General features: G+C 69.0%; 24 protein-coding genes. 13 read left to right on the top strand and 11 right to left on the bottom strand.

Annotated elements, in window-relative coordinates:
- Positions 1–278: 278 nt before the first annotated feature.
- Both ACXIZN_RS04055 and ACXIZN_RS04050 read right to left on the bottom strand, forming a co-directional pair.
- Positions 279–1511, bottom strand: coding sequence for a DUF222 domain-containing protein (locus ACXIZN_RS04055; RefSeq protein WP_457952608.1), 1233 nt, complete (start codon positions 1509–1511; stop codon positions 279–281).
- Positions 1512–1782: 271 nt separating this feature from the next.
- The gene (locus ACXIZN_RS04050) at positions 1783–2478 is read right to left on the bottom strand and encodes a methyltransferase domain-containing protein (protein ID WP_457952607.1); all 696 of its coding nucleotides are present in this window, start codon (positions 2476–2478) and stop codon (positions 1783–1785) included.
- A gap of 28 nt (positions 2479–2506) precedes the next feature.
- On the opposite strand from ACXIZN_RS04050, the gene ACXIZN_RS04045 reads away from it, so the two are divergent.
- The gene (locus ACXIZN_RS04045; RefSeq protein ID WP_457952606.1) at positions 2507–2932 is read left to right on the top strand and encodes a helix-turn-helix domain-containing protein; all 426 of its coding nucleotides are present in this window, start codon (positions 2507–2509) and stop codon (positions 2930–2932) included.
- On the opposite strand, the gene ACXIZN_RS04040 is transcribed toward ACXIZN_RS04045, so the two are convergent.
- From ACXIZN_RS04040 to ACXIZN_RS04030, 3 genes are read right to left on the bottom strand one after another with little or no spacing between them, the layout of a single operon-like run.
- Positions 2904–3491, bottom strand: coding sequence for a DUF305 domain-containing protein (locus ACXIZN_RS04040; protein ID WP_457952605.1), 588 nt, complete (start codon positions 3489–3491; stop codon positions 2904–2906). The genes ACXIZN_RS04045 and ACXIZN_RS04040 overlap by 29 nt on opposite strands.
- A gap of 50 nt (positions 3492–3541) precedes the next feature.
- Positions 3542–3922 (bottom strand): DUF6153 family protein, encoded by a 381-nt coding sequence (locus ACXIZN_RS04035; RefSeq protein WP_457952604.1) that lies wholly within the window; start codon positions 3920–3922, stop codon positions 3542–3544.
- A 19-nt stretch (positions 3923–3941) separates the two neighbouring features.
- Positions 3942–4313: an ArsR/SmtB family transcription factor gene (locus ACXIZN_RS04030; protein WP_192741235.1), complete on the bottom strand. Its 372-nt coding sequence runs from the start codon at positions 4311–4313 to the stop codon at positions 3942–3944.
- A gap of 75 nt (positions 4314–4388) precedes the next feature.
- Between ACXIZN_RS04030 and ACXIZN_RS04025 the strand changes: the two genes are divergently transcribed.
- Positions 4389–5375: a cation diffusion facilitator family transporter gene (locus tag ACXIZN_RS04025; RefSeq protein WP_457952603.1), complete on the top strand. Its 987-nt coding sequence runs from the start codon at positions 4389–4391 to the stop codon at positions 5373–5375.
- Positions 5372–6418 carry a winged helix DNA-binding domain-containing protein gene (locus ACXIZN_RS04020; protein ID WP_457952602.1) on the top strand — a complete coding sequence of 349 codons (1047 nt, stop codon included), beginning with the start codon at positions 5372–5374 and terminating at the stop codon, positions 6416–6418. The genes ACXIZN_RS04025 and ACXIZN_RS04020 overlap by 4 nt, the downstream gene beginning before the upstream one ends.
- Here the strand turns inward: ACXIZN_RS04020 and ACXIZN_RS04015 are convergent.
- Positions 6411–7568: an epoxide hydrolase family protein gene (locus tag ACXIZN_RS04015; protein WP_457952601.1), complete on the bottom strand. Its 1158-nt coding sequence runs from the start codon at positions 7566–7568 to the stop codon at positions 6411–6413. The two genes, ACXIZN_RS04020 and ACXIZN_RS04015, sit on opposite strands and share 8 nt — an antisense overlap.
- Positions 7569–7646: 78 nt before the next feature.
- Between ACXIZN_RS04015 and ACXIZN_RS04010 the strand changes: the two genes are divergently transcribed.
- Positions 7647–8039, top strand: a complete 393-nt coding sequence (locus ACXIZN_RS04010; protein ID WP_457952600.1) for an NUDIX hydrolase — start codon at positions 7647–7649, stop codon at positions 8037–8039.
- A gap of 26 nt (positions 8040–8065) precedes the next feature.
- On the opposite strand, the gene ACXIZN_RS04005 is transcribed toward ACXIZN_RS04010, so the two are convergent.
- Positions 8066–9349: an MFS transporter gene (locus ACXIZN_RS04005; RefSeq protein ID WP_457952599.1), complete on the bottom strand. Its 1284-nt coding sequence runs from the start codon at positions 9347–9349 to the stop codon at positions 8066–8068.
- An 81-nt stretch (positions 9350–9430) separates the two neighbouring features.
- Between ACXIZN_RS04005 and pdxR the strand changes: the two genes are divergently transcribed.
- The 5 genes from pdxR (at position 9431) to ACXIZN_RS03980 (ending at position 13625) form a co-directional block, all read left to right on the top strand.
- On the top strand, positions 9431–10858 hold the full coding sequence (gene pdxR, locus ACXIZN_RS04000; RefSeq protein ID WP_457952598.1) for a MocR-like pyridoxine biosynthesis transcription factor PdxR: 1428 nt from the start codon (positions 9431–9433) through the stop codon (positions 10856–10858).
- A gap of 146 nt (positions 10859–11004) precedes the next feature.
- Positions 11005–11448, top strand: a complete 444-nt coding sequence (locus ACXIZN_RS03995; RefSeq protein ID WP_457952597.1) for a single-stranded DNA-binding protein — start codon at positions 11005–11007, stop codon at positions 11446–11448.
- 84 nt (positions 11449–11532) lie between these two features.
- Positions 11533–12561 carry a polyprenyl synthetase family protein gene (locus ACXIZN_RS03990; RefSeq protein WP_457952596.1) on the top strand — a complete coding sequence of 343 codons (1029 nt, stop codon included), beginning with the start codon at positions 11533–11535 and terminating at the stop codon, positions 12559–12561.
- Positions 12562–12597: 36 nt separating this feature from the next.
- Complete coding sequence (locus ACXIZN_RS03985; protein ID WP_126733643.1) at positions 12598–12906, top strand: cupin domain-containing protein; 309 nt, start codon at positions 12598–12600, stop codon at positions 12904–12906.
- 92 nt (positions 12907–12998) lie between these two features.
- Entirely contained in the window at positions 12999–13625 is a 627-nt protein-coding gene (locus ACXIZN_RS03980) for a TetR/AcrR family transcriptional regulator (protein ID WP_457960451.1), read from the top strand.
- Here the strand turns inward: ACXIZN_RS03980 and ACXIZN_RS03975 are convergent.
- Positions 13615–14565 carry a hypothetical protein gene (locus ACXIZN_RS03975; RefSeq protein WP_457952595.1) on the bottom strand — a complete coding sequence of 317 codons (951 nt, stop codon included), beginning with the start codon at positions 14563–14565 and terminating at the stop codon, positions 13615–13617. The two genes, ACXIZN_RS03980 and ACXIZN_RS03975, sit on opposite strands and share 11 nt — an antisense overlap.
- Positions 14566–14848: 283 nt before the next feature.
- On the opposite strand from ACXIZN_RS03975, the gene ACXIZN_RS03970 reads away from it, so the two are divergent.
- Positions 14849–15718 (top strand): hypothetical protein, encoded by an 870-nt coding sequence (locus ACXIZN_RS03970; RefSeq protein WP_457952594.1) that lies wholly within the window; start codon positions 14849–14851, stop codon positions 15716–15718.
- Here ACXIZN_RS03970 and ACXIZN_RS03965 read toward each other — a convergent pair.
- Both ACXIZN_RS03965 and ACXIZN_RS03960 read right to left on the bottom strand, forming a co-directional pair.
- A complete protein-coding gene (locus tag ACXIZN_RS03965; RefSeq protein ID WP_457952593.1) occupies positions 15715–16278 on the bottom strand; it encodes a hypothetical protein in 564 nt (187 codons plus the stop codon). The two genes, ACXIZN_RS03970 and ACXIZN_RS03965, sit on opposite strands and share 4 nt — an antisense overlap.
- 57 nt (positions 16279–16335) lie before the next feature.
- Entirely contained in the window at positions 16336–16848 is a 513-nt protein-coding gene (locus tag ACXIZN_RS03960) for a mycothiol transferase (protein ID WP_457952592.1), read from the bottom strand.
- A 100-nt stretch (positions 16849–16948) separates the two neighbouring features.
- Between ACXIZN_RS03960 and ACXIZN_RS03955 the strand changes: the two genes are divergently transcribed.
- The 3 genes from ACXIZN_RS03955 to recQ are packed head-to-tail and all read left to right on the top strand — an operon-like array spanning position 16949 to position 20008.
- The gene (locus tag ACXIZN_RS03955; protein ID WP_457952591.1) at positions 16949–17296 is read left to right on the top strand and encodes an ArsR/SmtB family transcription factor; all 348 of its coding nucleotides are present in this window, start codon (positions 16949–16951) and stop codon (positions 17294–17296) included.
- A gap of 9 nt (positions 17297–17305) precedes the next feature.
- On the top strand, positions 17306–18127 hold the full coding sequence (locus ACXIZN_RS03950) for an SMI1/KNR4 family protein (RefSeq protein WP_457952590.1): 822 nt from the start codon (positions 17306–17308) through the stop codon (positions 18125–18127).
- A 48-nt stretch (positions 18128–18175) separates the two neighbouring features.
- Positions 18176–20008, top strand: a complete 1833-nt coding sequence (gene recQ / locus ACXIZN_RS03945; protein ID WP_457952589.1) for a DNA helicase RecQ — start codon at positions 18176–18178, stop codon at positions 20006–20008.
- Here recQ and ACXIZN_RS03940 read toward each other — a convergent pair.
- Positions 20005–20223, bottom strand: a complete 219-nt coding sequence (locus ACXIZN_RS03940; protein ID WP_016335889.1) for an antitoxin — start codon at positions 20221–20223, stop codon at positions 20005–20007. The genes recQ and ACXIZN_RS03940 overlap by 4 nt on opposite strands.
- Between the last annotated feature and the right edge of the window lie 151 nt (positions 20224–20374).

Below are 20374 nucleotides of genomic sequence, written 5' to 3'. Positions count from 1 at the left end.
ACTGTCGCCACTGTGAACCTCAGTGCCTGTTCGCGGCCCCGCCATTTTTCGGCAACGCCTACGCCAGGCAGCAGTTCCTCCACCTAGCGGCGCAAGGATGGCGCCCAAGACCACACGGCCGCACCGAGTCCTGTCGGCGCGCCGGCCATCACCGAGTTTCGGCAACGAGGTGGCGGTAGCCCCGCGACTCGGCGAACGAGCCACATATCGACTCCCGTGGCCGTCATTCGGCAATGGTCCCAGCCCTGGGCAACCGTGGTCGTTTTTCGGCGACGGGTTCAGAACGGTGGGTCGTCGGTGCGGGGTTCGTGCAGGGGTGGTGGTGTGCTGTCGTAGGTCTGCCCGGTGGGTGTGGTGATGGTGAGAGTGCCGTCGGCGCCGAGCCGGTAGACCCAGCCGGGTTCATCTTTCAACCGGTGATCCCGTCGGCACAGATCGATCAGGTCGGTATCGCTGGTGTGGCCGCCGTGCTGCCACGGCACCGCATGGTCAAGATCGCAGGCCTGGGCGACACGATGGCACCCGGGTCTTCGGCATTCCCGGTCCCGGACCCGCACGAACTCACCCAACCCCGCGGTCGGCCGATACCGGTCACGCCCCAGATCCAGCACCTGCCCCGAGAGCGGATCAGTGATGATCCGCCGCAGGACGGTATCGGGCCCGGTGGCGATGTGCCGGGCCAAGGCGGCCGGGATGTGCCCGTGGCCGGCGAGTTCGGCGGGGTCATCGTTCAGCCCGAGGTAGGTGTTCAAGTCCATGTACAGGAACACCTCGGACCGTTCACTCCCACCCTGCCCGCCCAGCAACAGATCAAGGGCCACATCGGCACGTAGCTGATCGAGGGTGCGGGGTTCGTCGCCGGTTTTGAGGGCGCGTGCTTCACGGTCGATCCTCGTGTAGGCGGCGGCGACTTTCTCGACGGGGCCGTCCTCGACCTCGATCGACGCCACCCCGGTGTCGCCCTGCCGGATCGACAACCGGCGCCCGGCACGATGACGCTCCGCACGCCGGGCGGCGCCCTCGCGGTCGGCCATCATCGCCGCATGATTCGCCGCCTTCCGGATCTGCTCGGAGTTCCGGCCCGGCAACCGATCCTCCAAAACCGCGTCCACCGCACGGGCGTCGTCATCAGACAACCACGCGGTCGCGGAGGCGACCTTCATCGCCCCGTAACCACCCACCTTGCCGAGATCCAGGAGCCCTAGGGTGCACGGGAGCCGCGTGGTCAACGCCTCGGCAGTGGAAACCAGCCCGGCGGCGTGACCGTCCACAACGGACAATGCCAGCGCGACCTCCTGCACCACACTGCCAGCGCCGTCACGGTGACGGCTCAGCTGCACCAACGCCCGGAACCGCACCGCCTCCAACCGCGCGATCCCCTCCGACGCGGCAACCGCAGCAGCGACAGCATCGCCGTCCTCCAACGTATCCAACGCCGCATTGACCTCCCGAAGCAGATCAGCCGACGTGATTTCCTTGAGTACCGCCACAATGGCGTCGCGTGTATCCACACACCGAAGCTACAACCGACCACCGACAGTTTTCGCACCTACGAGCTTTTCCTTTGACCCACAACGGTTCCGGCACCATGTTGCCCTGTCGTCGAATTTCGGCAACGGCCCGAACCCACCCACCATAGAACCGGAAGCCTTCAAACCACCGTGTACCACAACGCTTCCAGCACTCCTTTGCCCGTCGCCGAATTCCGGCAACGCCCAGCCCACCTCACGCCAGAGCACAACAACCACCGACCCCCGTCGCCAAATCCCGGCAACGACCACCTCACACCACCCCCGAAGCCAAGAACTGCGGCACAGCCACCTCCCCGACCTGATCCGCCAGCCAGATCTCCCCCTCCGCCACCGAAATCGCCCCCGCACGAACAGCCACCTCCACCAGCCCACGCAAGAACCCCACCCCACCGAGGAACCCGACCACTCCCTCGACCGACACCTCACGAAACCCGCTCCCGACAAGCAACCGCCGGAACCCACGCGCGATCCGCGGCGCGGTGATCACCGAAGCCCGCGCACGCACGATCTCCCGGGTCAGCGCCGGATAGTTGGAATCGATCACCAGCGCCTCCCAGTCGGGCCCGGACAACACGATCCGTCCACCAGGGACCAGAACCCGCCGAGCCTCCGCGAGGGCGGCCTCGGGATCGGCGAGTTCATGGAACACCTTGTCCGCCCGATAGCCCGCGAACCCACCCTCGACCGGCAACGCGTAAGCGTCCCCGACCAGGAACTCCCGATCGGGTGAACGCCGCCGGGCCTCTTCAACCATCTCGGCCGCCAGGTCGACACCGACGGCGCGGAAACCCAGCGACGACAACTCGGATACGGCCAGCCCGGCACCGCAGCCGACGTCGATCACGGCGGCGCCGGGTTCGAGGCGGAGCAGTTCGTAGGTCCGGGCCCGCAGTTCGGCGGCTCCCGGCAGGGCGTCGGCGGCGTCGAGCCGCTGCAACATGGACATACCGGGGATCGTCCGACTTAATGACGACATGAAGTCAAGCACCTTGAGCGTCGGCGAGGTCGCGGAGCGCTTCGGCCTGGCGACGCACGTCTTGCGCCATTGGGAATCCGTCGGCCTGCTCGAGCCGGCGAGAGCGGGCGGCCGGAGGCGGTACGACGACAACGACCTCCACCGGATCGCGATCATCCTGCGTTCGAAGGAGGCGGGCCTGAGCCTCGACGGCATCCGCGAGATGTTCGGCAAGCCCAGCGAGCGCGAAGCGATCCTCAAGCGCCACAAGGAAGAACTCGAACGACGTATCGCGGCCGCGCAGGCGTCGCTCACCATCGTCGACTGCGCGCTCGGGTGCGAGCACGACGACTTCACCCGGTGCGCGCACTTCCGGGAGGCGGTGGCGCGAGCTCGGCCCGCGCCACCGTCCCGGCTCAGCCGAGCAGTGCGCGCATCTCGGTGATCTCGGCCTGCTGACCGTCGATCACCTTCTGCGCCAGCGCCTTGACCTCGGCGTTGCTGCCTTGCTGCAGGGCGGTCTTCGCCATCTCCAGCGCGCCTTCGTGATGTTTGACCATCATCTCGAGCCACTGCTTGTCGAACGCGGCGTCCTTGGCCTTGCCGAGCTTCTCCAGATCGCCCTCGGTCATCATGCCGGACGCCGAGCCGTGCCCGGAGTGGTCGCCCGACGGCGCCACTCCCCAGCCCTTCAGCAATCCGTTCAGATGCTGGATCTCAGGATCCTGCGCCTTCTGGATCCGCGCGGCGAGGTCGACGATCTTCGCGTTACGAGTGCGGCTGTCGACGAGTTTCGCCATCGCGAGCGCCTGTTCGTGGTGCGGGATCATCCCTTGCGCGAACGTGACGTCGGCCTGGTTGTGGCCGGCCCGCTGGGGTTCCGGCGCCTTCACCGTGGACATGGAATGTCCGGTGGACGCGGTGTCGGAGCTGGCACAGCCGGTGAGCACGGCGAAGGAGGCCAGGGCGGCGAGCGCGGCCCCGGCCAGTTTCCTGCTGGTCATGGTTCTTCCTCGAAAAATCGGTCGTGGTCAGGACGGGACGAACCCGCCTGTCACACCCGCAACACGCAGAGAAGCGACAATCTTTCGGGCACCGGTCTCCAGCGCGGCGGATCACGGCCCGACGCCGAACCGCCGCGCGGACGCGATTTCCAGGTCGTCACCGTCCGTCCTTTCCGGACGAGCAGCCAGGAGACGATCAGGAGCACGGCCGCGACCAGCACCGCGAGGCACAGGTGCAGTCCACTGTGTCCACCATGTCCAACGCCGTCGTGCGAAGACGTGTCCGCGCAACACGGATCAGCCATCGCGACGGCGGAGTGCCCAGCGTCGTGCCCGGATTCGGCGACGACGTGGTGCATGCCGACCAGACCCAGCGCCACCACGCACAACAACAGCCACCGCAGGGCGGCCGGGTACGCGGGCTGGGTCACGGCTCCACCGTAGCCGGATTCAGCGCGCCGCCGGACGGTGGGGTTTCCCCGCCGAATGCAGCGCCGGGATGTCGCGATCGATGTGGTCCGCGTGGAACAGGGCCTGCGCGAGCAGCCCGCGGACGTGGTCGTTGGCCGCCGAGTAGTAGACGAACGTCCCCTCGCGACGCCCCTTGACCAGTCCGGCGAGCCGCAGTTTCGCGAGATGCTGGCTGACCGCCGTCGGCGCCGCTCCCGCCAGTTCCGCGAGACAGGCGACCGAAGACTCGCCTTGGAGCAGCGCCCAGAGGACCTTGACCCGCGTCGGATCCGCGAGCAGCCGGAACGTCTCCGCGGCCAGGTGGACCTGCTCCTCGGTGGGCATCTCGAAATCCGGGACCGACTCGTGCATGCCAGGAGGATAACCGTTATCCTTCTACCTGCGTACCTGCATGACTGCGCAGGTATTGTGACAAGGAGGTCGAAGATGCCCGGGCATGGACACAGTCACGGCCACCAGTCCGCGAAGAGCCGTCTCCGGCATCTGCTGACTCCGCACAGCCACGACAGCGCCGACCGCGTCGACTCCGCGCTGGAGACCAGCAAACGCGGCGTCCGGACGCTGATCTGGTCCTTCGCCGCCCTGTTCGTCACCGCCGTCGCCCAGCTCGCGCTCGTGCTGATCACCGGTTCGGTGGCTCTCCTCGGCGACACGATCCACAACTTCGCCGACGCGCTGACCGCGGTCCCGCTCGGCATCGCCTTCCTGCTCGGCCGCCGTGCCGCCACCCGCCGCTACACCTACGGCCTCGGCCGCGCCGAAGACCTGGCCGGGGTGATCGTCGTCCTGCTCATCGCCGCCTCGGCCTTCCTGGCCGGTTACGAGTCTGTCACCCGGTTGCTCGATCCACGCCCGGTCCAGCATCTCTGGGTGGTCGCGGCGGCGGGCGTCATCGGCTTCGCGGGCAACGAACTCGTGGCCAGGTACCGGATCACCGTCGGCCGCGAGATCGGGTCGGCCGCGCTGGTCGCCGACGGGCTGCACGCCCGCACGGACGGCTTCACGTCGCTCGCCGTCGTGCTCGGTGCCCTCGGGGTGGGGCTCGGGTTCCCGATGGCCGACCCGATCATCGGCCTCGCCATCACCGTCGCCATCTTGTTCGTCCTGCGCGACGCGGCCAAGGAGGTCTTCCGCCGTCTGATGGACGCCGTCGACCCGGCCGACGTCGATCGCGCCGAACGCGCGGCCGCCGAGGTGCCCGGCGTGCTCGGCACGCGGGACCTGCGGATGCGCTGGATCGGGCACAGCCTGCGCGCGGAACTGGCGGTGTCGGTCGAAGCCGGGCTGAGCGTCACCGAGGCGCATCACCTGGCTCATCGGGTCGAGGCGCGGCTGCGCGAGGTCCTCCCGCGGCTCGCGGAAGCGGTCGTGCACACCGAACCGGCGCACGCCCATGAGATCGTCAGTGGGTGACACTGTCCGACAACGACATTCGCGCCGTCCGCACCCACGCGCAACTGCTGAGCGCGCCGGCCGCGGACGTGCTCGCCGTGGTCGGCTCCGTCGCCGCGGTCCAGGCGCAGTCGATGCCCGCCGCCCGCCTCGCGATCCGGGCCCGTAGCCGGCGTCTGACCGCTCCGGACGTCGACGCTTCCCGCGCCGTGACGCGCACCTGGCTGATGCGCAAGACGCTCCATCTCGTGCCGACGGCGGATCTCCGCTGGCTGAACCGGCTGTTCGGCCCCCGCAACGCCCAGGCAGGACAGGGACGGCGCAAGCAGCTGGACCTCACCGGCGAACTCTGCGAACGCGCGCTCGGCAAACTCCAGGATCTCTTGCGGGGCAAGGCACTCACTCGACAGGAGATCGTGGACGGCTTGGCCGCCGAGGGCATCGCGCTCGACGCGAAGTCTCAGGCACCGGCTCATCTCCTGGCGTACGCGGCCAATCGCGGACTGCTGTGCCGAGGCCAGGACGCCGGCACGGAGCCGACGTACGTGCTCCTCGACGAATGGGTCACTGAGAGCCGTACGCCGGACGAACCCCACACCGAACTCGCGCACCGGTACCTGACCGCCTATGGCATCGCGACCGCCGACGACTTCAGCGCTTGGTCCGGGCTCCCGATCGGCCTCTGCCGCAAGGCTTTCACCGCGCTGGACCCCGTTCCCGTCGGCAAGGCCTTCGCTCTCTCGGAGACCGATCTGTCCGCGCCCCCGTGTCCCCCGCGCCTGCTCGGCGCCTTCGACACGTACCTGCTGGGTTACCGTGACCGCGATCTGCTCCTCGATCCGGCCGAGACGAAACGCGTCAACTCCGGCGGCGGGATGATCGCGCCGACCGTGCTGATCGACGGACGGATCGCCGGAACCTGGCACACCGAGCGGACCGCGAAGCTGACGAAGGTCGTCGTGGAACCCTTCGCCACGCTGCCGCGGTCCGCCATCGCCGGGCTGGAGTCCGAAGTGGACGACTACGGCCGCTTCCTCGGGCGAACAGCCGTCCTCCTCACTTGAGCGAGCGGAAGAACTCCCGCACGTCCGCGACCAGGATCTCGGGCTCCTCCAACGCCGCGAAGTGCCCGCCGCGATCGACGTCGGTCCACCGCACGATCGTGTGGGCGTCCTCCGAATAACGCCGGATCCCCACGTCGTGCGCGAAGACCAGCGCCGCCGTAGGCACGCCGGAGTTCTTCTCGACGGCTCCCCAGGTTTCCGCCTGCGCGTAGCCGACGTACGCGGACGAAGCCGCCGTGCCGGTGAGCCAGGTGAACATCACGTTGGTCAGCAACCGGTCCTTGCCGATGATCTCTTCGGGCAACGTCGGGCGCGGATGCGTCCACTCACGGAACTTGTCCATGATCCAGGCCAGCTGCGCGACCGGGGAGTCCACGAGTCCGTAGCCGAGGGTCTGCGGCCGCGTCGACTGGATCGCGATGTAGCCGAACTCCTCCCGCATGAAGGCCTCGATCCGCTTGACGCGGTCACGTTCGACGTCGGTGAGCGACGCGAACTCCTCCTCCGGCATGGACATCGGCGGCATCGGGGTCAGCCCGCCGTTGACGTGTACGCCGATCACCTTGTCCGGCGCGACCCTGGCCACCTCCGGTGACACCGAAGCGCCGAGGTCGCCGCCCTGCACGCCGTAGCGCTCGTAGCCGAGACGGCGCATCAGCTCCGCCCATGCCCGGCCGATCCGCGGCATGGTCCAGCCGGAATCCGAGACCGGGCCCGAAAAACCGAAGCCGGGCAGCGACGGGATCACGAGGTGGAAAGCGTCCGCCGGGTCTCCGCCGTACGCTTTCGGATCCGTGAGCGGGCCGATGACGTCCAGGAACTCCACCACCGAACCCGGCCAGCCGTGCGTGAGGATCAGCGGCGTCGCGCCGGCTTCGGGCGAGCGGACGTGCAGGAAGTGGATCCGCTGGCCGTCGATGACCGTGGTGAACTGCGGATGACGGTTGATCTCGCGTTCGGCGGCACGCCAGTCGTAGCCGTCGCGCCAGTATTCGGCGAGTCCGCGCAGCCACGCCACCGGCACGCCGGTGTCCCAGCCGTCGCCGGGGAGCGGAGCGGGCCAGCGCGCGCTGTCGAGCTTCGCGTGCAGCTCGTCCAGCTGCTCCTGCGGGATGTCGAGGCGGAAGGGGCGGATCTCGGTGTTTTCCATGAAGCCCACGTTACGAGGCATTGCGGACAGGTTCGGTCCTTGATTCGGCGGGCATTTCGGATACGGGAAGATGCGCTCGTGACGGACAAGTACTTGGCCTACGGCAGGCTCATCCGCGACGGGAAGATCCTGTTCATCCGGCGGCGGCCGGGCGCCTTCCTCGGCGGCCGCTGGGAGATGCCGGGCGGCACCGTCGAGCCGGGCGAGCGGCCCGACGAGACCGTGGTCCGCGAGTTCGCCGAGGAGACCGGGCTGACCGTCCGCGTGACCGGCGAACGCGGCACCCACAGCTGGGACGACGTGGCGGGCAGGCCGATGCGGATCCACGCCACGGTGTACGCGCTCTCCGAAGAGACCGGGGACGAAGTGGTGCTCGATCCCGGCGAACACGACGCCTTCTCCTGGTACACCCGCGAGGAAGCCGCGGCGCTCGATCTCGCCGATCACTTCCGGCGAGCACTCGAAGGCTGACCCCGGGACCAGTCCTGCTCGAGGCTTCAACCAACGGTCTCGACTTCACGGCCACGCTCGGACCGGACGGCACCGTCACCTGCAACGGCCTCTCCATCGATCTGCTCGGCGTGAGCGACGGCGCCGTCCACCGGATCGAACCGCTGTGAGCGCCGCTCCGCCCACCGGACGACCGGGCCGGTGAGCGTGCCCGCCACCAGGAACAAGCCACCCAGCACCACCCAGCCCGCCGCGCCGCCGACGAGGATCAGCCCGGTCAGCAACACCGGGCCGAGCATGCGGGCGATGGCCGCACCGGCGCCGAAAAGCCCTTGGTACTGGCCCTGTGCGCCCTCGGGAGCGAGACCGAAGCCGATCTCCCACGAGCCCGCCGCCTGCGCCATCTCCCCCACCACCTGCAGTGCGGCCCCCAGAAGCAGGACCAGGGCCGCCGCCCACGCGGATTCGCCCATGGCGGAGAACGAGAACACCAGGCAGGAGAAGAAGAGCAGCAGTCCCGCGTACCGGGCGTAGCGGGAGGCGCTGCGCAGGCCGGTCACGCCGCGCGCCACGCGGACCTGGAAGACCACCACGCTCGCCGTGTTGAGCACGAGCATCGCGGAGACCAGCCAGCTCGGGGCCGCCGTCCTGGTCGAGATCCACAGCGGCAGGACCAGGCTGAACAGCGGCATGTAGAGCAACATGACCATGTTGAGCAGCGCCAGCAACGCGTACGGGCGATCGCGGAGAACGGCGACGGACGGCTCACCCTCCCGTGCCGGTACCGGAGCCACCGAAGGCACCTTGCGGAGCACGAGAGCCGCGGCCACGAAAGCCAGCGCGTCGAGGACGAAGACGGTCAGGAACGCCTCTCGCGTCCCGAGCGCCAGCGCGATACCGCCGAGCGCCGCGCCGATCGCGATCCCCGCGTTGGAAAGCGCCTGCAACCGGGCGCGGAACGTCGTGCGCTCGACGGGGTCGATCAGGCCGGCGAGCAACGCCTGCCTCGCCGCGCCGAGACCGCATTGAAAGCAGGCGTAGACGCAGGCCGCGATCACGAACGTGACGACGGAGCCGACGAAGAGGAACGCCGTCACCGACGCGGCCGTGCCCAGCGCCAGGAAGACGGCCGTTCCCTTGGGGCCGCGACGGTCCGCCACGTGTCCGAGGGCGATCCCGGCCACCGAGCCGATCGCCCAGCCCGCGGTGAGGCCGAGGCCCACCTGCGCGGGCGAAAGCCCCACGACGAGCGTGAAGTAGAGGGCCGAGCTGACGTAGTAGGCGCCGTCGCCGACGGAGCTGATCAGCTGGGCCGAGGTCAGTCGCTTCATACGACTCAAGCTAGGTGCCGGATTGGCCACTTCCCAGTTCCAATATCAGCCATTCTCGTTGGGCCAATATAGGCTCGTCCCGTGCCGTTCCACATCAGCCTCGACGGACACGCCGATCTGGCCGCGCGGATCTACCGCCAGCTCCGCGACGGCATCCTCGACGGGCGCCTGCGCGCCGGGGAGCGTCTGCCGCCGACCAGGGAACTGGCCCGCGAGCTCGACGTCTCGCGCAACACCGTCGCGGTCGCCTACGAGCGGCTCACCGCGGAAGGGTTCCTCAGCGGCCACGTCGGACGCGGGACGTTCGTCAGCGCGGATCCCGTGGCGCGGGCGGAACGCGCCGCGCCCGCGGGCTCCGGAGTGCGGCCGGTCGCCCGCTGGCGTTCGCTTCCGGCCCTCCCCGGCGAAGACCGGTCCGCTCCCGAGTTCGACTTCCGCGTCGGCGCCCCGGATCCGGCCCTGTTCCCCTTGCGGACCTGGCGACGGCTGGTCGGCCAAGCCTTGCGGCCGTCGCTGCTGCCACCGTCGGGGTATGCCGACCCCGCCGGGCTCGAAGCACTGCGGGTGGCGATCACCCGGCATATCGGCGCCGCCCGATCGGTGCGGGCCGGCGGCGAGGACCTGGTGGTCACCCAGGGAGCGCAGCAGGCTCTCGACCTGATCGGCCGGGTCCTGATCGAGCCCGGCACGCGGGTCGCGGTCGAAGATCCCGGCTATCCCCCGGCCGAACGGCTCTTCGCCGCCCACGGTGCCCGGATCACCAAGGTCCCGGTGGACGCCGAAGGCCTCGACGTCGCCGCGCTCGCCAAGGGCACCGGGCTGATCTATACGACGCCGTCGCACCAGTTCCCGCTCGGCACGCCGATGTCACTCGCCAGGAGGACGGCGTTGCTGGCGTGGGCGGAGCGGAACGACGCGGTGATCGTCGAGGACGACTACGACAGCGAGTACCGGTTCTCGGACCGGCCGCTCGAACCGCTCCAAAGCCTGGACCGCGACGGCAGGGTGGTCTACGTCGGGTCGTTCTCGAAGACGCTTCTTCCCTTGCTGCGCCTCGGTTTCCTCGTCGCGCCCGCTTCGCTGCGCCCGGCGTTGCGGCAGGCGAAACAGCTCACGGACTGGCACGGTGATCTCGTGACACAAGCCGCGTTGGCGAGCTTCATCGACGAGGGTCTGCTCGCGCGTCACGTGCGCAAGGCGACCCGGGAGTATTCGGTACGGCGGGAGCGGATCCTGGCGTTCGTCCGCGAGGAACTACGCGATCTGCTGGAAGTCGTTCCGTCGAGTGCCGGGCTCCACCTGTGCGCACTGCTACGTCCACATTCGACGGTCACTGTGGACGGTGTGGTGGCGGAAGCGTCCCGCGCGGGGGTGGCCGTCGAAAGCCTGGCCACCTACGGGGGAACACGTGGCGGGCTGGTGATCGGCTACGGCCTGGTCGGTTCTGACCGCGTCGACGAGGGGCTCGCGCGGCTCGGGTCGGCCGCTCGCGGGGTAACGAAAGGGTAGTTCAGGACACTTTTCGCCTTGAACCACCCTTTCGTGACATCCGGCCGCCGCGGGACACCGGAAACTGTCGTACCCCGGTGGTCTCCTCTTCACAGGCGACAGCGGGCCCGGCCGGGTCCGCGCGCGGACCCGAGGAGGAAAGTCCCATGGCCGGAGAAACGGTGCTCACGGTGATCGGCAACCTGACGACCGATCCGGAGCTGAAGTTCACCCCGTCCGGAGCGGCGGTCGCGAACTTCACGGTCGCGTCGACACCACGCGTCCTGGACCGCGCGAGCGGGGAATGGCGCGACGGAGACCCGCTGTTCCTGCGCTGCGCACTGTGGAAGCAGGCCGCGGAGAATCTGGCCGAATCCCTCACCAGAGGGACGAGGGTCATCGTGCAGGGCAGGCTGAAACAGCGATCCTTCGAAACCAAGGAAGGCGAGAAACGCACGGTGGTGGAGCTCGACGTCGACGAGATCGGGCCGTCGCTGCGGTACGCCACGGCGAAGGTGAACAAAGCGGGCCGGAGTTCGGGCGGCACACCGTCGGACGGGGCCTGGGAGCGAACGCCGGTGCCCGCCGGAAGCCCGGAGCCGCCCTTCTGACCGGGCGGTTTCCCTCTCGGGAGGGAGCGATCTCCCTCCCGGGCGCCATGCGGTCGCGAGCCTCCGGCTCGGATGCTGGAGGTCGTGAACACGACCACGACGATCACGGAACTCGGCCTGGACCCGGCCGTCGAGCGGCACGCGGAGTTCGCCACCGGACTCCGCGCCGGGCTCGCCCGGGTCGAAGAGAGACTTCAGGAGGTGTTGCGCAGCCCCGGTCATCCGGAGCTCACCGAAGCCGCCACCCATCTCGTCCGCGCGGGCGGGAAGAGGCTGCGTCCGTTGATGGCGCTGGCCGCGGCGGCGTTCGGCGACGGGCAAGGCGACGCGATCTCGGCGGCCACCCTCGTCGAGCTCGTTCACGTCGCGACGCTGTATCACGACGATGTCATGGACGAAGCGCCGATGCGGCACGGGGTCACCAGTGCGAACTCCTTGTGGGGCAACAAGAAGGCTGTCCTGATCGGAGACTACGTGCTCGCCTGCGCGGCACGGGTCGGCGCCGGGCTCGGCGACTACGCGTTGCGGTCGCAGGCGAAGACGTTCGGCAGGCTCGTGCGCGGCCAGTTCCTCGAGACGACCGGACCGTTCGAGAACTGCGGCCGTCACGCGCCGTACGAGCACCACATCCAGGTGATGGCCGACAAGTCCGCGTCGCTGATCGCGATGGCGGGCAGGCTCGGCGCGCAGGTGTCGGGCGCGGATGAGCGGATCATCGAAACGTTGGGCCAGTACGGCGAACTGATCGGGGTGGCGTTCCAGATCTCCGACGACGTCCTCGACATCTCCGCGTCCACCACCGACCTCGGCAAGTCCGCGGGCACCGATCTCCGTGAAGGCGTCGTCACCTTGCCGATGCTCCACGCGCTCGACGACGAGGGGCCCGGTGCCGCTCGGCTACGCGAGATCATCGGCCACGGACCGGTTGCCGATCCTGTGGTCCGCCAGGAGGCGCTCGGGCTGCTCCGCGAATCCGCCGGTGTCGGGCGCGCGCTCGCCGAAGCCCACGGATACGCCGCCAAGGCGAGGGACCTCTCGCTCGGCCTTCCCGACCGGCCCGCCAGGGCGCTGCTCGTCGGCCTTTCGGCGTTCGTGGTCGACCGCGGCGAGTAGGCCCACCGCACCCGTGACCAGGGCTAGAGTGGCGGAATGAGCACCGAAACCCTGGGAAACGTCGAAGGCCGCGACATCGGTTCCGGAGTCTCGATCATCCGCGAGCGGACCGACGTCGACGGTTCCGGACCGAGGCTGCACCAGCATCCGTACCGCGAGACGTTCGTCGTCATCCGCGGCCGGGCGAGGTTCACCATCGGGGACACCGAACGCGAAGGAGGAACAGGCGACATCCTGGTCGTGCCCGCGGACACCCCGCACAAGTTCGCCGTGATCGGACCGGAAGTCTACGAAGCCGTCCACATCCACGAAAGCGACCATTTCATCACCGAGTGGCTCGAGTAATTCTGTCGGGCGCAAGAAAACCCTTTCCCGGGCTAGAATCCGGCGACGTGCTCGTGGACGGCGGGCACCCGAGGCGACGGGAACCGGGAACTGTGACCGACGTGGCGGACCGCAGCGGTGACGAGACCCGCCAGGAGGACAGGTTCGGCCAACGGCGCGCGCAGCTGGCGAGGTCGGCGCTGGTCACCTTGTCCGAGCTGGGCTACGCGCGCACGAGCCTGCGGGAGATCGCGCAGAACTCCGAGTTCTCGCACGGGGTCCTGCACTATTACTTCCGGGACAAGGCCGAGCTGATCACCTACTGCGTCAAGCAGTACAAGGCCGAATGCGTCACCCGGTACGACCGGATAGCCGAGACCGCGGAGACGGCCGAAGAACTGAGAACGGCCTTCGGCGCCGCGACGGCTGCCACGCTGCGGGAAAACGCGCGCCTGCACCGGCTCTGGTACGACCTGCGCAATCAGAGCCTGTTCGAGAAGCTGTTCCAGGTTGACGTCCTCGCCATCGACGAGACACTCGAACTGATGATCTGGCGGGTCGTCTCCCGGTACGCGGAACTACTGGGCAAGCCGACGGACTTCTCCCCGTCGACGACGTATGCGCTCTTCGATGGCCTGTTCCAGCAAGGGTTGCTGAAGCACCTCGCCGGCCGGGAGGACGCGGCGAGGTGCCTTCAGGATTCGGTGGAACAGGTACTGGCCCGGCTCTTCACCACTTGATCGTCGGGTACCAGATGACGCCGGTCCGGCCCAGCACGCGCAGGTCCCAGTAGAGCAGCGTGAACGTGCCGGCGACCAGCAACGCGGCACCGGTCACCACGGCGATCCTGGTGGGCTTCGCGAGCATCCATCGCTGAAGCCGCCCGCCCGTGCCGTGCGTGAGCAGAAGGAACAACAGCGCCATCACCAGGATGTTGCCGACCGACTGGAGGGCGAACGCGGCGGCGCCGTAGAACACGTTGTGGCTTTCGGCCGCGCTGCGGAACATCATCCGGAACAGCGGGAACGGCCTGCCGATCAGGAAACCGCCGATGAGCGCGCCCATCAGCACGAGCGGCGCGGGCGGGAACCGGCGGGTGAGCCCGGCGATCGGGTTGCGGATGATGCCGACGGAAGCCAGGCCCAGCACGATGAACACGATCCCGATCACGCCGTAGACGATCATCGACTGGATGTTCCGCGGGGAGAGCCCGCCGGCGGACGAGGCCGTCGAGAACTGTGGCATCCTGGTGCCGACGAGCGCGACGATAACGCCGTACACCACGGAAACCGTCAGCATCCCCGCGGCGATGCAGCCCAGCGGCTTCAGCGTGTCCGTGAACTTCGGCCGCCCGGTGGCTCCCCCGCCGACAAGCGGGGCGACGGCACCGAAAGCGGCGATGTTGCACGCGGTGAACGTTCCGGCCAGCCCCGAAACGAACGCGAAGAACGTCCCGGCCAGCACACCGCCGATCGGGGTCGCCTTGGCGTCGTGGCCCAGCAGCGTATTGGCGACACTGTCCCCGATCACACTGTCCACAAAGGGCGCCGACCAGATCACCGTCAGCGCGAATCCCGCGAGGACGGACCAGAGGACCACCCGCCATCGGTGTTCCGGATACGGTCCGGAACCGAGAAAGCTCGCCTGCGGTGAAACGGGTACGCGTTCGGTCACGGACATTCGGTGCCTCCAGCGGCTGATGGCTTTCCCCCCTGATCACCATCGTTGTTCCGCCACCGGGAGGAAGCCACCTCCAAAGTGCCCATCTGTCGTTGGTCCGACCGGCTCCGGGCAGTCCGGATTCACCGGTCCGGCGGGTGTCGCCGGAGGACCCGATCCGCTAGGTGGCCGGGTAGCCCCGAAAAGGTGAAAGCTCCGGATTCTCGTGGGATCATCGGCTGACGCGTACGGCAGCATGGCCACCCGGCCTGGCCTTGACCGGCCACTTACCCTGCGGAGGGCGATGGACTTCGACGAGGTCGCGGACGAGCTCTACGGCGGCGATCCGGCCGAGTTCGTCTCGGTGCGCAATCAGCGGGCGAAAGAGGCCAAAGCCGCGGGGGATCCCGCCTTGGCCGAGCGTATCCGTGCCCTGCGGAAGCCCACGCTGGCGGCCTCGATCCTCAACCGCCGGGCGGGCTCCCCCGAGCTGGCGGAGCTGGCGGGCCTCGGCGACGATCTGCGCAAGGCGCATTCGGCGCTCGCCGGCGCCGACCTGCGCAAACTCGCCCGCCGGCGGCAGGAGCTCGTGAACCGGATCCTGCGCGACGAACCTTCGATGAGCGAGCCGGTCGCCCGCGAAGTCGAAGCCACTCTCGAAGCCGTCGTGGCCGACCCCGAGGTCGCGGCGCTCGCACTGGCCGGGCGGCTGAGCAGCGGAGCGGACAGCACCGGCGACCAGTGGCTGACCAGTGGCTTCATCCCGCAGCCGAAGCGGAAACCCGCACCGGAGCGCGAAAGACCCGCCACCGTGTCGCATTTGGACGATCGGCGGAAGGCGAAGCAGAAGGCCGCCGAGAAGGCCGACGAGGAGCGGATCGCCAAGGCCCGCGAAGAGGCCGAACGCGAGCAGAAGCGGGTGGCGGAGTTCAACCGGCTCCGGCGCGAGGCCGCCGAGCTCGCGAAGGCCTGCAAACAGGCCGAGATCGACGTGTCCCGCGCCGAACGCCGGGCGGAGAAGGCCACGGAGAAGGCGAACGAGCTCCGGCGGCGGCTCGCCGACGCCGAACTGGAGGAAGAGACGGCGAACGGTGAAACCGCGGCCGCGCAGACCGTCTTGGACGATCTGCGCGCCGAAGCCGAGAGGATCGACGAAGCCCTGGAGCAGTTCTAGGCCGGCTGCCGGTCACGAACCCGGGTGGCGGTCACCCTGCGTCCGTACGGTGTCTTGCCGCCCGGTTTGTACACCGACAGCACGGTCATGGTCACGTACATCGTCGTGGACACGATGATCGGGTAGAACCCGTCCACGCGCCGCCCCGCCTCCACGAACACGCCGTCCAAAGTGGACTCCGCCGCGGCCGCCAGCTCCCGGATGCCCGGCAGCAGCGAGAACAGCGTCAGCCCGGCGGCGATCAGGGTCAGGACCAGTTTGATCGCGACCCACTTGTACCGGATCAGGCCCCATTTCGTGCCGAGGCTGAGCACGATCCCGCTGACCAGCGCCGTCATGCTGACCGGCAGCAGGAGATAGCCGCCGACCTGGTCCATCATCAGGATGGCCGCGTGCTGGCGGCGGGGGTCGCCGGTGAACACGGAGGTGAAGGTCAGGACCGTGTTCACCATGGTGATCCCGAGCCAGCCGAGCGAGGAGACGACATGGACGACGAGGACGAGTTTCCGCCACCGCGGGGTGAGCGTCATCGGCGGTCGCCGCACTGTGGAAGTACTCATGCGACCAGTGTTTCCGCGGGCGGCGTCCCCGTCGTCCGTCGTGGAGCGGCACCTCGCCTACGTATCGCGGAGTACGAGCCCCCGGACGTACGCCGCCTGCCCCGCGTGCTGGAGGTCGTCGGAGAGCACGCTGACCAGGCGAACCCCGAGGGTGACGGGCGGATCCCACGCCTCGTCGACGATACGGTCGAGGTCGGCTTCGGCCAGTCCGGCGACCCAACCCGTCGTCGCTTCGTGCACCGCGTCGTAGTAGCCGGTCAGCAGGTCGGTAGAGCGGACACGAACCGCCTCGACGTCCTCGGGGCGATGTCCGTATCCGATGTCCGACGCCGGGAAGGGCAGCGAGAAGCGGCCCATCCAGTCCTGCGCGGTCCAGATCTGCTCGGTGCCCATCAGGCCGGCGACATGATCGTCCTGGACCCGGGTCAGATGCCAGACCAGCCAGGCGATCGTGTTCGCGCCCGGCGCCGGGCTCTCGGTCAGCTGCTCGGCACTCAACCCCTCGACGGCGTCGTGCACGACCTCTTGGACGCGGCCGAACCCGTCGGCCACCACTTCGGCCAGTTTCATCGATTCCCCTTCCGGCGTCTCCCGTCCCACGATGCCACCGCGAGGTGACCCCGGCCTTGCACGCTTGACTTATATAAGTCCAGGCCGTGATAGTTGCCGGATGCACGCGTTCGACGTCCTCGGGGATCCGGTACGCCGCCGGATCCTGGAACTGCTGGCGGACGGGGAACAGAGTTCCGGCGACGTGACCGCGGTGGTCCGCGCCGAGTTCGGCATCTCGCAGCCCGCGGTCTCCCAGCATCTGCGCGTCCTGCGCGAGAACGGCTTCACCACCGTCCGCGCCGAGGGCGCGCGACGGCTGTACTCGGTCGATCCGGGCCCGCTCAAGGAGATCGACGGCTGGCTGGACCAGTACCGGCGGTTCTGGACCGGGCCGCTCGACGCGCTGGCCACCGAGATCGCGCGAGGCCGCCGCGAACGCCGGAAGGCCGCGGAACAGAACGACTAGGGTCGGCCCATGCGCAAGGGGTGGGGGCGTGCCGTCGTGATCGCCGTCGCGAGTGTCGTCATCGTGCTGGGGCTCGTGTTCGCGGTCACGGTGCGTGGCGGGCGGGACAAGGGAGCGCAGTGGTACGCGGCGCCGACGACGACACCGCGCACGCCGTCCTACTCGACCGCCGCGCCCGCGCCCACGACCCGGCCGACGCTGACCGTCGACAGCGGCTGCCGCCTGGGACTGGGGCCTGCCGCACTCGATCCGGTACCCGAGGCGACCACCCGCCGGGTGAACGCCGCCTGGGACCGCGTCGAGCGATGGCTGACGGCCAACGCGCCGACGACGGCGGCGAGCCTCCGCCCGCCCGCGACGCTCGCGAAGATCGCCCAGGCGCAACGCGAGACCGGCGTCGCCTTCCCCGCCGAACTCGTCGCCTTCCTGCTGCGGCACGACGGTGTTTCGGGCATCGGCGACAGCTTCGCCTTGCCCCCGTTCCACCACCTCGCCTCCACGGAAACCATCGCGGGCGAAGCGAAGGTCATGTGCGACGTGCTGATTTCGAGCGGGTGGGACGACAGCGTCGGCTCGTGGTGGCACGGGCGATTCGTACCTGTCGCCGTCGACGGTGGTGGCGACGGGCTGTTCCTCGACCAGCGCGACGGCACCGGGCGGCTCGGCGCCTGGAACCACGAGGGTTCGGTGAGCTTCGATCACTGGCCCCCGACCCTGACCGAGCTGCTGGAGCAGACCGCGACCGCGCTCGAGACCGGCGGGCCGGTCCACGGCGGCTACCGGCCGGTCGTCACCGGAAACCGGGCGCTGGACTGGGAATTCCCGCGCTGAGGTGCGCGGGCGCGTCGGCTGTCGGACCCCGCCCCTAGAATCGTCCGGGTGGCAGCCCCCGACATCGGTACCTCGGAAGCCCTCGCGACGCTGAACCGCGTCTTCGGCTACGACGACTTCCGCGGCGACCAGCACGCCATCGTCGAACACGTCATCGCGGGCGGTGACGCGCTCGTCCTCATGCCCACCGGCGGCGGCAAGTCGCTGTGTTACCAGATCCCGGCGCTGGTGCGGCCGGGTGTCGGTGTGGTGATCTCACCGCTGATCGCGTTGATGCAGGACCAGGTCGACGCGTTGCGCAACCTCGGCGTCCGCGCGGGTTTCCTCAACTCGACGCAGGATTACGCCGAGCGGAACAGGGTCGAGGCCGCGTTCGTCGCCGGCGAGCTGGACCTGCTGTACCTGGCCCCCGAGCGGCTCTCGGTGGAGTCGACGGTACGGCTGCTCGACCGCGGCAAGATCTCGCTGTTCGCGATCGACGAGGCGCACTGCGTGTCCCAGTGGGGCCACGACTTCCGGCCCGACTACCTGATGCTGTCCGCGGTGCACGAGCGCTGGCCGGACGTGCCGAGGATCGCGCTCACCGCCACCGCCACCAAGGCGACGCACGCCGAGATCGCGTCCCGGCTCAATTTGGAGAACGCTCGGCACTTCGTCGCGAGCTTCGACCGGCCGAACATCCAGTACCGGATCGTCGGCAAGAACTCGCCGCAACGGCAGCTGCTGGAGCTGCTGCGCACCGAGCACAAGGGCGACGCGGGCATCGTCTACTGCCTGTCACGGAATTCGGTCGAGAAAACCGCGGATTTCCTGGTGGAGAACGGGATCCCGGCGGTGCCGTATCACGCCGGGCTGGACGCGCGCACCCGCGCGAAGCACCAGTCGCGGTTCCTGCGCGAAGACGGGCTGATCGTCGTCGCGACGATCGCGTTCGGCATGGGCATCGACAAGCCCGACGTACGGTTCGTCGCGCATCTGGACCTGCCGAAGTCCGTCGAGGGCTACTACCAGGAGACCGGGCGCGCGGGCCGTGACGGGCTGCCGTCGACGGCGTGGCTGGCGTACGGACTCCAGGACGTCGTGCAGCAGCGCAAGATGATCGACATGTCGGAGGGGTCCGAGGCGCACAAGCGGCAGCTGAGCGCCCACCTCAACGCGATGCTGGCGCTGTGCGAGACGGTCGAATGCCGTCGTGTGCAGGTGCTGAACTATTTCGGGCAGCGGAGCGAGCCCTGCGGCAACTGCGACACCTGCCTGGCGCCGCCGGAGACCTGGGACGGCACGATCCCGGCGCAGAAGATCCTCTCGACCATCGTCCGGCTGCAGAACGAGCGGCGCCAGAAGTTCGGTGCGGGGCAGATCATCGACATCCTGCTCGGCAAGTCGACGCCGAAGGTGACCCAGCACCGGCACGATTCGCTGAAGGTGTTCGGGATCGGCACGGAGCTGAAGGAGCCGGAGTGGCGGGCCGTGGTGCGGCAGCTGCTGGCGCAGGGCCTCGCGGCGGTCGAGGGCGACTACGGCTCGCTGGTGCTGACCGAGGGCAGCGCCGAGGTGCTGAACGGGGAGCGGAAGGTCCAGCTGCGGCGCGAGCCGGAGCGGGCGGCGAAGGCCGCGGCCCGGTCCAGCGCGAAGAAGGCAGCGGCGGCCGACATGCCCGCCGAGGCGGCGCCGGTGTTCGAGCTGCTGCGGTCGTGGCGGGCCGCGGCGGCGAAGGAGCAGGGGGTGCCCGCGTACGTGATCTTCCACGACGCGACCCTGCGCCAGATCGCCACCAAACGGCCCACCACGCTGCAGGAGCTGGGTACCGTCAGCGGCGTCGGCGAGAACAAGCTCGCGAAATACGGCGAGCAGATCCTCGAGACGCTAGCCGACGCCTAGTGCTCGTAGGGCCGGCGCGGCGGCCGCCCGGTCATCCCGTCGACCTTCCGCACCGCGCCGTCGATCTGGCTGTGGTACTTGCCCTTGGTCTTGTGGTCGACGAAGGTCGCCGCCTTGTTCACGACCTTGGAGACCTTTTCGGGGTTCTTCCGCACGTAGGCGCGCACGGCCCCGGCGGTGCCGGCCAGGGCGGTCAACTTCCGCAGTAGAGGCACTGTGGTCCCTTTCCTCGGGGTCGTCTGGTGTCCTGCTCAACGACCGGTGGTGCCCCCAGGGTTCCCCGCGGCGAGCCGAATCACTCATTTCGGATACCGGGCCGCCGGAAAACCGGGCGCGCGAGGCGGCCGGGCGCACTAAATTCGAGTT

This window comes from Amycolatopsis sp. TRM77291 (genome assembly GCF_054166285.1).
Note: the sequence above shows the minus strand (reverse complement) of the source record. Positions and strands in the feature narration are given on the sequence as shown.